Source organism: Arthrobacter sp. BG3, from assembly GCF_056680185.1.
In genome coordinates this window covers 248426-262033 of the sequence record NZ_CM155270.1, presented here as the reverse complement: position 1 = coordinate 262033, position 13608 = coordinate 248426, and the positions used below count along the sequence as shown (strand labels likewise).

The 13608-nt window shown below is 63.8% G+C and carries 9 protein-coding genes and 2 pseudogenes; 5 read left to right on the top strand and 6 right to left on the bottom strand.

Annotation, left to right across the window (positions count from 1 at the left end; all coding sequences use genetic code 11):
- Positions 1-105 precede the first annotated feature (105 nt).
- From AC1MFL_RS01205 to AC1MFL_RS01190, 4 genes and pseudogenes are all read left to right on the top strand, one after another.
- Complete coding sequence (locus tag AC1MFL_RS01205) at positions 106-513, top strand: hypothetical protein (RefSeq protein WP_479812800.1); 408 nt, start codon at positions 106-108, stop codon at positions 511-513.
- Positions 514-531: 18 nt separating this feature from the next.
- On the top strand, positions 532-1392 hold the full coding sequence (locus AC1MFL_RS01200) for an alpha/beta fold hydrolase (RefSeq protein ID WP_479812798.1): 861 nt from the start codon (positions 532-534) through the stop codon (positions 1390-1392).
- 226 nt (positions 1393-1618) lie between these two features.
- Positions 1619-3099, top strand: a pseudogene (locus AC1MFL_RS01195) (NAD-dependent succinate-semialdehyde dehydrogenase).
- Between the two features lie 295 nt (positions 3100-3394).
- Positions 3395-3693 (top strand): annotated as a pseudogene (locus AC1MFL_RS01190) (hypothetical protein); the annotation flags it as partial.
- Between the two features lie 449 nt (positions 3694-4142).
- On the opposite strand, the gene AC1MFL_RS01185 reads toward AC1MFL_RS01190, so the two are convergent.
- On the bottom strand, positions 4143-5435 hold the full coding sequence (locus tag AC1MFL_RS01185) for an IS256 family transposase (protein WP_024366175.1): 1293 nt from the start codon (positions 5433-5435) through the stop codon (positions 4143-4145).
- A 255-nt stretch (positions 5436-5690) separates the two neighbouring features.
- On the opposite strand from AC1MFL_RS01185, the gene AC1MFL_RS01180 reads away from it, so the two are divergent.
- Positions 5691-6098, top strand: coding sequence for a hypothetical protein (locus AC1MFL_RS01180; RefSeq protein ID WP_479812796.1), 408 nt, complete (start codon positions 5691-5693; stop codon positions 6096-6098).
- 1290 nt (positions 6099-7388) lie between these two features.
- Here the strand turns inward: AC1MFL_RS01180 and AC1MFL_RS01175 are convergent.
- The 5 genes from AC1MFL_RS01175 to AC1MFL_RS01155 form a co-directional block, all read right to left on the bottom strand.
- The gene (locus AC1MFL_RS01175; RefSeq protein ID WP_479812794.1) at positions 7389-7934 is read right to left on the bottom strand and encodes a heme-degrading domain-containing protein; all 546 of its coding nucleotides are present in this window, start codon (positions 7932-7934) and stop codon (positions 7389-7391) included.
- Positions 7935-8000: 66 nt separating this feature from the next.
- Complete coding sequence (locus tag AC1MFL_RS01170; RefSeq protein ID WP_479812792.1) at positions 8001-9023, bottom strand: LacI family DNA-binding transcriptional regulator; 1023 nt, start codon at positions 9021-9023, stop codon at positions 8001-8003.
- Between the two features lie 57 nt (positions 9024-9080).
- The gene (locus tag AC1MFL_RS01165) at positions 9081-10793 is read right to left on the bottom strand and encodes a GMC oxidoreductase (RefSeq protein WP_479812790.1); all 1713 of its coding nucleotides are present in this window, start codon (positions 10791-10793) and stop codon (positions 9081-9083) included.
- On the bottom strand, positions 10793-12007 hold the full coding sequence (locus AC1MFL_RS01160; RefSeq protein ID WP_479812788.1) for a glycoside hydrolase family 88 protein: 1215 nt from the start codon (positions 12005-12007) through the stop codon (positions 10793-10795). The genes AC1MFL_RS01165 and AC1MFL_RS01160 overlap by 1 nt, the downstream gene beginning before the upstream one ends.
- Before the next feature lie 55 nt (positions 12008-12062).
- Complete coding sequence (locus tag AC1MFL_RS01155) at positions 12063-13580, bottom strand: aldehyde dehydrogenase family protein (protein ID WP_479812786.1); 1518 nt, start codon at positions 13578-13580, stop codon at positions 12063-12065.
- Positions 13581-13608 lie beyond the last annotated feature (28 nt).

Below are 13608 nucleotides of genomic sequence, written 5' to 3'. Positions count from 1 at the left end.
AAGGTTGCCAACGGAGACAGCCGCCAAGGCACTCCAGGAACCCCGCTTTCGAGGCTCGGACAGAGAAGTCCGACCCTCCGCGAGTCCAATGAGAGGAACAATGAGATGACGGTCGCAACACGTGCCCCTTCTGTAGAAGCCTGGGTTCAGAGCTTCACCGAGACCAACAACCAGGACCCGGAAATCCAGGCCCATGGAAAGTACTTCACCTGCTCCTACCTGCTGGACATGGAGTCGCACACCTTTGTTGTCCGGGTGGTGTCCGGCAAGATCACCGAGATTTCCGTGGACCCAGGCCCCATCGACGTGCCCTACCAGTTCGCCATCCGGGCCAGCGCCCATACCTGGGGCGAATTCGGTAAGCCCATCCCGGCTCCCATGTACCACGGCATTTGGGCAGCTTCTTTCCAGCGCGACATGAAGCTGGAGGGTGACGTCCTGATCCTGATGCAGAACCTGCGCTGCATGACCCGCCAGATTGAACTGCTGCGCTCCACCGGCGCACCCGTCTAGACCATAGGAGTTCCTGACATGAGCAAAATTTCCCCCGTTACCGGCCACTACGTCACCGTCGACGTCGACGGCCTCGAATACAAGGTCTTCTACTTGGAGAACGGCCAGGGGCAGCCCCTGGTCTGCCAGCACACCGCCGGAGCACACAACCACCAATGGCGCGGCCTGTTGGAGGACCCGGAAATCACCGCCAACTACCGCGTCATCGCCTACGACCTTCCCCGGCACGGCAAATCAGATCCGCCGGAAAACACCCAGTGGTGGACTGAGGAATACCAGCTCACAGCTGACCACTACGCCAACTTCATCATCGCCCTCGTCGATGCACTGGAACTGGTTGACCCCATCTTCATGGGATCCTCCTTCGGCGGCAACATCGCGCTGCAGCTAGCCCACCGCTTCCCGGAGAGGTTCGACGCCGTCATCCCGGTAGAGGGGGCGGACCATTCACCGGGCTTTTACCTTGATTGGTGGCAGCACCCCCATGCCAATGCCGCTCAGGTGTGCGCCAGCGGCACGTGGGATCTCATGGCCCCCCAGTCACCGGAGGCAGACCGCTGGAAGACCTGGTTCTACTACAGCCAGGGTTCGGAAGCCTTCAAGGGTGACCTGTACTTCTACTCTGTCGACCACGACCTGCGCGGCAAGCTGGGGGAGATCGATACGGACAAGTGCGCCGTCGTCCTGATGACCGGCGATTACGACTACCTCACCACCCCTGAGGACAGCGCCCGTACGGCAGGTCAAATCCAAAACGGCGAATTCATCGAAATGAAGGACATCGGGCACTTCCCGATGAGCGAGAACTACCCGGTCTTCAAGGGATACCTCGTTCAGGCTCTGGACCTGATCCGGGCCAAGACAAGCGTCCGAGCCTAGCCGATTCTCACCTACGGGGTCGGTGCCGGCCCAAGAGCGTCGGCACCGACCCTGCCACCCCAATGGGTGCAGGAGACACGAGAATCTTTGACGTCCTTATGCCCTGCTTCTGGCGGCTCTGCCGCACCAACTTATGCCCTGCTTCTGGCGGCTCTGCCGCACCAAAATGCCGAAAGTCGTGCTGCACACCGCCACGGCTTCCTTCAAAATACCTGGAGAGCGAACGATGTCAACAAATGCCCAGCATGAGAGCACCCTGCTGGCCTCTGTTCCCACCGGTCTGCTGATCGGCGGCCAGTGGCGTCCGGCCGCGTCCGGGAAGACCTTCGACGTGGAGGACCCCTCGACGGGCAAGGTCCTGCTGAGCATCGCCGACGCCGGCCCCGAGGACGGCGCCGCTGCCCTGGACGCGGCGGCCGCTGCCCAGGAGTCCTGGGCGAAGGTCCCCGCGCGGGAGCGCGGGGAGATCCTGCGCCGGGCCTTCGAGCTCGTCACCGCACGCGCCGAGGACTTCGCACTGCTGATGACCCTGGAAATGGGCAAGCCGCTGGCCGAGGCCCGCGGCGAGGTCACCTACGGCGCCGAGTTCCTGCGCTGGTTCTCCGAGGAAGCCGTCCGGGCCTTCGGCCCTACTCGGTCTCCCCGGACGGGAAGTCCCGGCTGCTCGTGACGAAGAAGCCGGTGGGCCCGTGCCTGCTGATCACGCCGTGGAACTTCCCGCTGGCCATGGCGACCCGCAAGGTCGCCCCCGCCGTCGCCGCGGGCTGCACCATGGTGCTGAAGTCAGCGAACCTGACCCCGCTGACCTCCCAGCTGTTCGCCGCCGTGATGATGGAGGCCGGGCTGCCGGCCGGGGTGCTGAACGTCATCCCCACCTCCACCGCCGGCGCCACCACGGGTCCGCTGATCAAGGACTCCCGGCTGCGCAAGCTGTCCTTCACCGGCTCCACCGAGGTCGGCCGCCGGCTGCTCGCCGACGCCTCCGAAAACGTGCTGCGGACCTCGATGGAACTCGGCGGCAACGCCCCGTTCGTGGTGTTTGAAGACGCCGACGTCGACGCCGCCGTCGCCGGGGCGATGCTGGCGAAGCTGCGGAACATGGGCGAGGCCTGCACGGCCGCGAACCGGTTCATCGTGCACGAATCTGTCGCCGACGAGTTCGCGGAGAAGTTCGCCGCGAAGATGAAGGACATGACCACCGCCCGCGGCACCGAGGCGGAGTCCAAGGTCGGCCCGCTGATCGATGCGAAGAGCCGCGACAAGGTCCACGAGCTCGTCTCGGATGCCGTGTCCGCCGGTGCGGTCGCGGTCATCGGCGGCGCCGCCGTCGAGGGCCCGGGCTACTTCTACCAGCCCACCATCCTCAAGGGCGTCACGGAGGGCACCCGGATCCTGTCCGAGGAAATCTTCGGACCCGTCGCACCGATCATCACTTTCGACACCGAGGACGAGGCGGTCCGGCTGGCGAACAACACCGAGTACGGCCTGGTCGCTTACGTCTTCACCCGGGACCTCAACCGCGGCATCCGGATGGGCGAACGCCTCGAGACCGGCATGCTGGGCCTGAACGCCGGAGTCGTCTCCAACGCGGCGGCGCCCTTCGGCGGAGTCAAGCAGTCCGGCCTGGGCCGTGAAGGCGGCCTCGAAGGCATCGAGGAATACCTCTACACCCAGTACATCGGCATCGCCGACCCGTACGCCGGCTAAGTGCGGCCGCCGACTTACACCCCAAACCGCAAGGGGTCTCCCGTCCTCGGAAGACGGGAGGCCCTTTGTTGCGTGCACGATTCTGGACATCGAGTGCGGGCAACATATAGCCGTGTAGGGCTAGAAGGTCGCGCATTAATCAGAGTCTTCGACTCAACGAGCCGCAACCCTACGTGCCAGGCTGGAACGGTACCAACGGCTCATAGCAAGTCCGTTTTAATCGCGTGGGGCGAGAGCCAGGAATCCAGTAATCATGTCCAGTCCAGTTTTGAGTGCAGTACGCGAAGATAGCGCTGTGAGTAGTAGCCGTAACAGCAGTGGTGGTTCCGATCCGCGGGCTGGTGGTCCGCGGCCTCGCCGGTCGTTCACCCGGTTCAGAAGCTCGAGTTCCTGTCCGCGTACGAGGGCGCGTGTGAGAGCGGTGAGGGCGGTGCGTTCCTTCGTCGGGAGGGTCTGTATTCCTCGCAGATGTCCGAGTGGCGGCGGTTGCGGGACGCCGGGGTCTTGGCCGGGAAGAAGGCCGGGGAATCGATTGGGAAACTGTCGGCGGATCAGGCTGAGAACGCGCGTTTGCGCCACCAGTTAGAGGTGAGCGGGAGCCGGCTGCCGGTACTCGTCCAGCACCAGCCTCGACTCGGGACGACGGACTACTGAGATTCACATACGACGTGCAGGCCCGTTAAGGTGGAACGCTGCGCTTCCGACATCGGCAAGATGCTCGGAGTCTCCCGCGCCAGGAACATGGGTCACCTGCTGCGGTCTCCCGGCGGGAACGGACCCGGACCCGCGTGCGCCCGCGGACCAAGTCACATCTCCCGGGACTCGGCTGAGTGCCCTCACCCCAGAACGGCGCGGGCAGCTTCAGGACAGCGGTCAGTCGATGAACTCCAGCCGGTGCACGATGAAGGCGTGCTTCCATCCCTGTCTGGAGCCGATGACCACTTCTTTGCCGTCGACGGTCTCGCCCGCGACGTCTCACACGAACGGGACGAGGACCACGAAAGAGGGGACTATCTCATAAACGGTGTATCCGGCGGTTTGTTTTAGTAGTTTTCAGCTGCCGGGAATCGGTCGCTGAAAGTGATGGCGAAGGCGTTCAAAGCGGGCTTCCAGCGCATTGTCCATCGGGTCCTGCCGGCACCGGTCGGATCGAGGGATCGGGTGACCAGATACAGGCACTTTAGCGCAGCCTGCTCGGTCGGGAAATGACCGCGTGCCTTCACGGCCCGCCGGTACCGGGCGTTCAACGATTCGATCGCGTTGGTCGAGCAGATCACGCGCCGGATTTCCACGTCGTAGTCCAGGAAGGGGATGAACTCCTCCCAAGCATTTTCCCAGAGCCGCACGATCGCCCCGTATTTCCTGCCCCAGCGCTCCGTCAGCTCCTCGAACGCTGCCCGGGCCGCCGTGGCGTTCACGGCTGTGTAGATCGGCTTCACATCCCGTTTGAGCGCATCCCAGTCCTGCTTCGAGGCCAGCCGGAAGGTGTTGCGGATCAAGTGGATGATGCACGTCTGGACGGTCGTCAGCGGCCACACGTTCGCCACGACCTCGGGCAGGCCCTTGAGCCCGTCGCAGACCAGGAAAAAGCTGTCCTTCACGCCGCGGTTCTTGATGTCGGTGAGCACGCTCATCCAGAACTTCGCGCCCTCCCCGCCAGTGCCGGCCCACAGGCCCAGGATGTCCTTCTCCCCGGCCAGAGTGACACCAATAGCGGCATAGACAGGGCGGTTGGCGACCTGCCCGTCCCGGACCTTGACGACAATGGCGTCGATGAAGATCGCCGCGTAGACCTCATCCAACGGCCGGTTCTGCCACGCGGCCATCTCTTCAAGCACCCGGTCGGTGATCCGCGAGACCGTCTCCTTGGACACCGAGGCGCCGTAGATCTCGGCGAAATGGGCGCTGATCTCCCCGGTCGTCAGGCCCTTGGCGTAGAGCGAGAGGACCATCTCATCGACCCCGGTCAGCCGCCGCTGGCGCTTGGCGACGATCTTCGGTTCGAACGTGCCCTCCCGGTCCCGCGGAACATCGATCTGCACCGGGCCGGTCGTCTCCGTCAGCACGGTCTTTGACCGGGTGCCGTTGCGCGAGTTGGCAGTGTCCTTGGCCGCCGCATCGTGCCTTTCATAACCGAGATGCTCGGTTAATTCCTCATCCAGCGCGGTCTCGATGACGGTCTTGGTCAACTGCTTGAGCAGCCCATCAGGGCCGGTCAGCGCCAGGCCCTGTTCCTTGGCCATCCTCACCAGCTCACGGGCGGCATCGACCTCGGAAGTGTCTGTCAGTTTTTCAACGGTCTTGGTACTCGGCACAGCCTCAAGTGTTGCGGCCATATCGGGCTCCTCCCCGCCAGGCTCACCGCCCGGCGTGTCGAGCCGGATACACCGTTATTTACACAGTCCCCGAAAGAGCTGAACGTCCGGCGGGCGGAGGCGTCCGCCGGGGATGAAGTGGCATCCCGGGCAGGTGGGGGCAATCGAACTGCTCTGGGTCTGCGTGGGGCACTTGCACGGCACGAGCGGAGCGAAGCGAAAGGAAACTTTAGGCGGGCAGGTGGGCGGTCCGGGCGCCATCGATATACTCGCGGGATGCGGATCCGCCCAATAGGTCTCGTCGATGTGCTGGTCTATCTTGTGGTGCTGGGAGTGTTCATCCAGCTGTTTCCCGATGTCATATCCGAAACATTCCTGTTGGCGCTCTTGTCGGCGATCCTGCTGAAGGTCGTCCTTGAAGTCGTGCTGTGGGCGAAGAAGAAAATCGTTGCGCGGATACGGTCGGCCGATACTCGGCGCGTTCGAATCGTCAGTGCAATCACCCTGTTGCTGGTCCTGCCGGGGAGCAAGTTCATGGTGCTCGGACTGGTTGACCTGGTCTTCGGCGACGCTGTCCGTCTCGGCGGCTTCTTTCAAGTGACTGCACTGATCATCGTTCTCATGCTCGCGCGAGGTGGCGTGCGATGGGTGTTCAGACGGGCCGACGAGAGCGCATCAGCTTAGCCGGGGCCATCGCGACGTCCGCGCGTGGGTTGTCTGTTTTCAGGTGTGTGCTGCCCAGATCGCCTGGCGTGCGCTCTGCACTTCCTGGCAGCGGCACCGCGCGCGGGGCTGCACGAGTTCAAAGGTCTAGGTAACGAGTTGCCTGGGCAGTTGGGATGCCCGGCGGCGACTCGCGTTCGGCTGCTGGAACTGTGCCCGAGCATCCGTAGGACGATGTCGTGGCACGGATACTCATGCCAGGCTGGCAGAGCGTTTGCCGACCAAAAATCTGTGGGAACCATTGGCCGGTCATACTTTCATTCCGGGGCAGCGTTTCGAGTCTGCTGGTCATGCGGCCGTCCGCTGTTCGGACCATGAAGGGGATGAAGGGAGGTGGAATTGTTATGAAGAGCCTAGAGGCGCAGTGGGCCGCGCGGCTCGCCGAGGAGTCCGCAACGCGCGTGGGCGCGACTCGGTTGTAGCCGCCGTTTTACTTCTCCAGCAAGATCGAGTTTTTCAGGGAACAGAAGCGCCGCACCCTGTCAATGCGGGTGCGGCAATTTGGGGGAGGCCTTGGGTGGGGAGAATCGGGGGTGTGGACAGTGTCCACACTTTGGGCCGCGGACTGGGCCGTACCGGTGCCGGACTGGCCCGGATCCCGTATGTTTGGGCGGGAGTCCAGTGTTTTCAAGGGCTGGAACCCGGTTCGAGTCCCACCTCGGGCACAGTGTTTTCCCTGTTCAGGGGCTTGAGAGCCTCTGAGTGTGCACAAGCTGTTCACTTATGGCTCCTTCGGGGGCTTTTTTGTTGGTGGCCGTTGCCTCCTTTCGGGGGTTGGGTGGCGTTGTCGCTGGTTATCTGTTCATGGTGGGGAGGGCCGCTAACGGCATGACCTGACGCCGGCTGGGGGAGCGGTGCTGCGTTGGCTGGTATGCATTTCTTGATGTCATGACTGTTCATGACTGTTCATGGCGACGTTCTCAGCTAAGCGCATGACTGTATGCGTCTTGTTTACGGGTTCTGCTGAGAGTTGGCAGAAGCGGCTCGGAGGTTCCTTTCCCCATTGTGGCTGAGGTGCATCCGCCTGATGGCGTGGTTCCGGTGCGGCGAGATCCTAAGCGACGGCAGGACACTCGATGAGAAAGCGTCTTGCACCGAAGGATTCGAGACCTGCAACGAGACAGTGTGTCACTAGGAGATTACCGCCGCGACTGCGTTTCGCTTCGCTGTCTCACAAGATGCTGCTCCGGCGGCCTAGACCTATGCGGGTGCCCCAAGTCACCCCTCTACAACAGGCTGGCGGAGGCCTTCTCAGGCCTTGTTGCGGTCGCGGAACAACGTCAATGCCTCCACGACCAGGTCGTGGTCGGCTTTTTGTGGCAGTCCGGAAACGGTTGCTGTGGCGACGTGCCCGGTACCTTCCACATGAATCGGAAAGGCCCCGCCGTGGGAGGCAAAGCGCGTCTGGTCGAACCATCCGTTGTCCTCCAAGCTTCCGCCGCCGAGCCGACCCTTGAGCCCCACAAGTAGTGACGGTTCGGCGTACCGCTCCGTTGTCCTGCTCTTTCTCTGGATCCAGATGTCGTTGTCAGGTGTCGCCCCGGGGAGTGAGACGTGGAAGAGGACGTGCTTGTTCCTGCGGATATCGATGGCAATCGGGAGCTTTCGCTCGGTGGCCAGATTGACCAGCAACAGGCCGAGGGAGAGGGCATCGGCTTGGCTGAATCTGCTCAACTGCATGGTGCTGACTTCGTGTTCGATGCGTTCTATCAGAGACTGCAGTGCGGACTCTGCCTGCCTGTCAGGAGAGTCCGGGTCGAATTCTGTCCCGGAGGCAAGGATCTTTTCGTGGAGCATGAGTTTCCTGTCTGCTGGACCAGTTGGTTGCCTGGACTCAAGGCCGCAGCGCCACGCATGGTGTGATCATGTCCGGGGGCGCCAGGTGGCGGTTGAGGACCGGATCCTTAGTTGAGGCTCGATAAGGGCCAATTGGTTTGGTAGGTCGGCGTTTCCGTCGGTCAAGCGGTTCATCAGCAACTCGCTGCCCTTGGCGCCGATTTGCTGGGGGAATCCTGCTACGGACGTGAGCGGGGGGATCTGGCTGCGGGCAATACGCGTGTCATCGAAGGAGGCTACTGCGATGTCCCGGCCGGGTTCTAGCCCGCGGCGCCGCAGTTCGTCGTAGATGCCTTGGGCAACGGCGTCGTTATAGGCGACGACCGCGTCCGGAAGACGGCCCAGATCCAAGAGCCGGCCTACAGCGTCGGTGCCTCCTTCCGGGGTGATGGGGCTGCGGAAATCATCCGTGCTCCACACCTCACATCCGTTGGGCTCCAGTGACCTCCGGAGGCCCTCCTCCCGCTCAGCGAGGGAGGAAGCTGCGCGGCCACCGATGAACGCCACGCTCTTGCAGCCCAGAGCGGCAAGGTGTTGCCCCAGCATCGCCGCGCCCTTGACGTTTTCACTCCCCACGTAGTCGAAACCAGGGAACTGGCGGGCGAGCAGAACAACAGGGACGTTGGCGGCGTTGACCTGCTTGGCGAGCTTTTCCGGGTCGGTGTCGGGGGCCGGGAGCAGGAGGAGCCCGTCGACCTGGCGCTCGATCATGGAGGCGATGATTTCGTGCTGTCGCTGGGCGTCGTCCCGGCTATAGCCGATGAAGATCGTGTAGCCGGCGTCGTGGGTAATCTGGTCGACGGCCATGGCCAGCTCGGCGAAGTATGGGTTGATGATCTCGGTGACGATGAGCCCGATGGTCATTGACCGGTTTTGCCGCAGGTTGGCGGCCTGCCGGTTGTAGACGTAGCCAAGCGCGTTCATGGCGTCGCGGACCTTGACGGCGGTGGACTCCGGGATGCGTGAGTCTCCGCGAACGACGAGCGAAGCGGTTGAACGTGAGACGCCGGCAGCCTTGCTCACGTCTTCGAGGGTGATGCGCGGGGCCATGCTGGAATCCTGCCGGTGGTTCGATAGGCGGAGAAGCGGCGCTCCCCGTCCCTGACTTTACCAATCCTCACCTCTAAAACCCGGGTCAGACGCTGCCTTCCGGGGCGGCGGAGATGTGCAGGGCTGTGGCTGAGGGTCACTGCAATCTACCTGGGTTGTCTTCGTGGCGGCCTGGTGTGCCCGACCGGGCGTGTTGGCTTCGGAGAGAAGGATCTCCGCGACGCGGAGGGCGTTGGCTGCGATGGTCAGGGCGGGATTCAACGCCGCGGAGGAAGGGAAAAACGAGCCGTCGACCACCCAGAGGTTGTCCAGGTCGTGTGCGCGGCAGTCCGGGGTCAGGACGCTGGAGTGGGGGTCGTGTCCCGCCACTGCTGTGCCGCACTGGTGGGAGTTGGTTTCGATACCCATTCGTTCCGTGAAGATCACGGGGTATCCGGCTTTCCGGACCGCCCTTTTTACCCGGCGGACCAGTTCCCTGTGGGGATCGAGGTTGTTCGGCTCCCACCAGACGTGGATTTTGTCGTTGACCAGGGTGACGCCGTTGCTCCGGCGGGGCAGGTCTTCTGTGGTGAGGTAGATGTCGATGCTGCGGTCGGACATTGCTTTGAGGATCGGGTTGGGTGCCCAGCTGCGGGCCATTTTCAGCATGCTGGCCCGCAGCTTCCCGAGCATCTGAAGGTTCCCCAGGGGATACCGGTTGCTGGGTCCGGCCTCGTACCAGTCGTTCAGTCCCAGGGTTTTTTGCCACAGGGTCTTGTTGATTTTGAACGGGTTGACGCCGATGAAGAAGGTGCTGTTGTGCACCATGTAGTTTCTGCCGACCAGCCCGGAAGAATTGGCCACTCCGTGGGGGTGTTCCTTCGTTGCTGACCGTAGCAGCAGCGTTGCCGAGTTCACGGCTCCGGCGGCGAGGATGAACCTGTCGGCTTCGATGCGGATGATCTGGTCGTGGCGTTCGGCCAGGGCGGCGACGATGGTGCGTCCGTCCGGTCCCGGGATGAGCCGGATGACTTTGGTGTCGGTCATCAGGGTGGCATTGCCGCTGTCGAGTGCCGGGTTGATGGTGATCTTTTCGGCGTCGGACTTCAGCCCGGCCTGGTTGGGGGCGCCGTCGCTGGTGGCGCAGAGGGCGCGCTTTGCGGGGGTGTCCGCATCCAGTCCGTTGGCCATCCGGAAGGGATGCAGCCCTTGCCGCCGCAATGAGTCGTCGAGGTCCTGGATAGCCGGTTCATGGTCCAGCGCCGGGTGAGGGTAGGTGCTGGAGTGGAACGGCTCGGTCGGGTCCTCCCCGATCTGTCCCCGGACCTGGAAGAGTTCCTCGGCGCGCGTGTAATAGGGTTCGAGGTCGGCGTAGCTGAAAGGCCAGGCCGGGGATGTCCCGTCGTGGTGTTGTGTTTCTTCGAAGTCGCTGGCGCGGAAGCGGGGAAGGCAGGCTCCATAGACCTTGGTGTTCCCGCCCACCCAGTAGTAGACGCCTGGTTTGAAGGGATCGCCCGTTTGCCCGTTGTACCAGGTGTCGGCGTTTTTGTAGCGGCCCCTGAGATAGACCTCCTCCAGGTCGGAGTTCTGCGGTTCCGCGGGGAGGCGGTGGCCGCGTTCGATGATGAGGACTTTGGCGCCGGAGTCTTTCAGGGCGTAGGCCATGGTTCCGCCGCCCATGCCGGATCCGATGATGGCGATGTCGGTGCGGATCACCTCGTCCGGGACCGCGCCTTCTGCCGGGGTTTTCGGCTGAGGTGCGTTGTCGATGGTCGCCCAGGACATGGTCATCACCGGCTCCGCTGGGCTTCGGCGAACTGCTGGATCTGGTCCACGGTGTCGAGGAACCAGTAGTCGCCCCACATGACGGATTCGTCGACGCCGAGGTCCTTGCCTTCGTGGTAGCTGCCGTGCTTGAGCAGGCCTTCCCATTCCTCTTCCGGGCTGGCGAGGAAGTCGCCCTCGGTGAGTCGGCGGAGGATGTTCACAGCGTAGTCGGCGTAGACCTGGGCCTTGGTGCGGTCCTGGACGAGCCCGGCGAGCTGCCAGAAGCCGCCTGCTGCGGCGGCTGCGGCTGAGGTTTCGTGGGGCCGGACTGGGGCGGGTTCTTCCCAGTCGTTGGGGGGAACGAGGCGGTCGCCGGTCTTTTCGATGTAGAAGTCGGCGGCGGCGATGGCGGTTTCGAGGAAGCGGCGGTCGCCGGTGAAGCGGTAAACCGTGCCGAAGCCGTAGAGGGCCCAGGCCTGCCCGCGTGCCCAGGAGCCGTCGTCGGAGAAACCCTGCTGGGTGGTCTGCTTCAGGAAGGCGCCCGTTTCCAGGTCGAACATGCCTTCGTGGGAGGCGGAGCCGTCCCCGCGCATGAGGAACCGACGGGTGGTGAGACAGTGGTCCACGGCTTTGCGGGCCATGTCCTGGTCCCCGGTCTGCTGGGCGGCGTAGAGGGCCATGTGGATGTTCATCATGATGTCGATGAACAGGCTGTCGGGCTGGCGGAAGCTGGGCATGTAGCGGCCGGCTTCGCGGTACCGGCTGGCGGTGGTGCGTCCCGCTTCCACGACGACGTCGCGCTTGGCGGTGTCGCCGGTGGCTTCGAACCAGCGCCGATATGTGGACCAGAAGAGGAAGCCGAGGTCGTGGACGGTGTCGTCGCTCTTTCGCTCTTCGATGAGTTCGGAGTAGTGCTCGGCCGCGGCGCGGAAGCGGGCCTGGTCGGCCTCCTCGGCCCGGCGGGAGAGCATCCAGAGCTGGCCGCCGAGGAACCCTTCGCACCAGTTGGTCCAGGCTTCGCCCTCGACGACCCACTTGCCGCCCTCGGTGTAGAGGGGGAACCGGTCAGGGTGTGTGGTGATGAGTCCGGTGAGTTTTGCTGAGGCGCTCTTCCAGGCTTTGGCGGCGGCTTCGGCAAACTCCGCCGGGACTTCGTAGCCTGCCGGGAGCGTGAGCGGCAGCATCGTGGGCAGCACGGCGGGCGCGTGTGCCGGAGCGGTGGTGGCGGGGGCAGTCATGTTCGTTTCCTTTGGAGGGTGCGGGATTTAGGCGGATCAGGGTTTTCAGAAGGGTTCAGGAGCGGGGTGCGTCGGGGGCATCGACCCAGCGGTTTTCGCGAATGCCGACCTGAAGCTGGATGGTCTTCAGTTCGCTGAATTCGGCCAGGGCCTGCCGGCCGAGTTCGCGGCCGATGCCGCTGTGTCCGTAGCCGCCGAACGGCACTTCGGGGTAGCCGTCCATCCAGCGGTTGACCCACACGGTACCGGCGCGCAGGTCACGGGCGGCGGTGAGTGCTTCGTTGATGTCGTTGCTCCAGATCCCTGCAGAGAGCCCGAAGGAAGTGGAGTTCGCAATTCCGATGGCTTCCTCAAGGGTGTCGTAGGGCAACACGGACAGGACGGGGCCGAAAATTTCGTCGGTGGCGATTGACATCTTTGCTGTGACTTCGGTGAAGACGGTGGGCTCGAAGAACCGGCCGTTGAGGCCGGTCTCGAGCCGGTCTCCACCCGTGAGCAGGTGCGCTCCGGCCTCGCGGCCTTCGGCAACGTAACGTTCGACGACGGCGAGCTGGGCGTCGTTGACGAGCGATCCAACGAGGGTGTCGGCCTTCAGGGGATCGCCGACGCGCATGTGCTTGGCGCGTTCGACGACGGCAGCGGCGAATTCGTCGGCGATGGAGCGGTGCACGATGAGGCGGCTGCCGGAGTTGCAGCACTGCCCGACGTTGAAGTATCCGCCGAAAACGCCGGCGTCGACCGCGGCTGTGAAGTCCGCGTTGGCGGTTATGATCTGCGGGTTTTTCCCGCCGAGTTCGAGCTCGACTTTCTTCAGGTCCCGGCCCGCAGCGGAGGCGATGCCCTTGCCGACGCCGGTGGAGCCGGTGAAGCTGATCATGTCGATTCCCGGGTGCTCCGCGATGGCCGCACCGACAACCCGGTCGCCGGTGACGACGTTGACGACACCGGCCGGGAAGCCCGCCTCGCGGATGAGTTGTCCCAGCATCACGGTGGTCGCGGAGGTGCTTTCGCTGGGTTTGACCACGGCGGTGTTGCCCGCGGCCAGGGCGAAGGGAAGTTTCTGGCTGATGATCAGCAGCGGGAAGTTCCAAGGCGTGATCATGCCGACGACGCCGATGGGTTCGTGGACGACCATGGCAAGGGTGTCGCGTCCGAGGGCATTGTGGGCCTCACCCTGGGTGTTGCGGGCGAGGCTGGCTGCGTATTCCCACAGCTCGGCGGTGCCGGCGACTTCGTTGCGTGACTGCGTGATGGGTTTGCCGGTTTCGAGGGTTTCGGCCAGGGCCAGTGCTTCGGCGTCGCGGCGGACGAGGTCGGCGACTTTAAGCAGAAGCTTGGACCGCTCAGAGCCGGTGGACTGCCGCCAGCCGCGGTCCAGGGCTTGTCGGGCGGCGGTGACGGCACGGTCGACGTCTTCCTGCGCGCCCTGCGGGTAGGAGCTGACCTCAACTTCGTGGGCGGGGCTCAGCCGGGTGAACGTCTCTCCGCTCCGGGCCTGGGCGTCTTCGCCGTCGATGATCATCGGCCGGTAAGTGGGCTCGACGTCGTCAAGGGTGTAATTCTTGGTTTCCATGTCGTTCGTCCTTAGAAAGTGTGGGGGT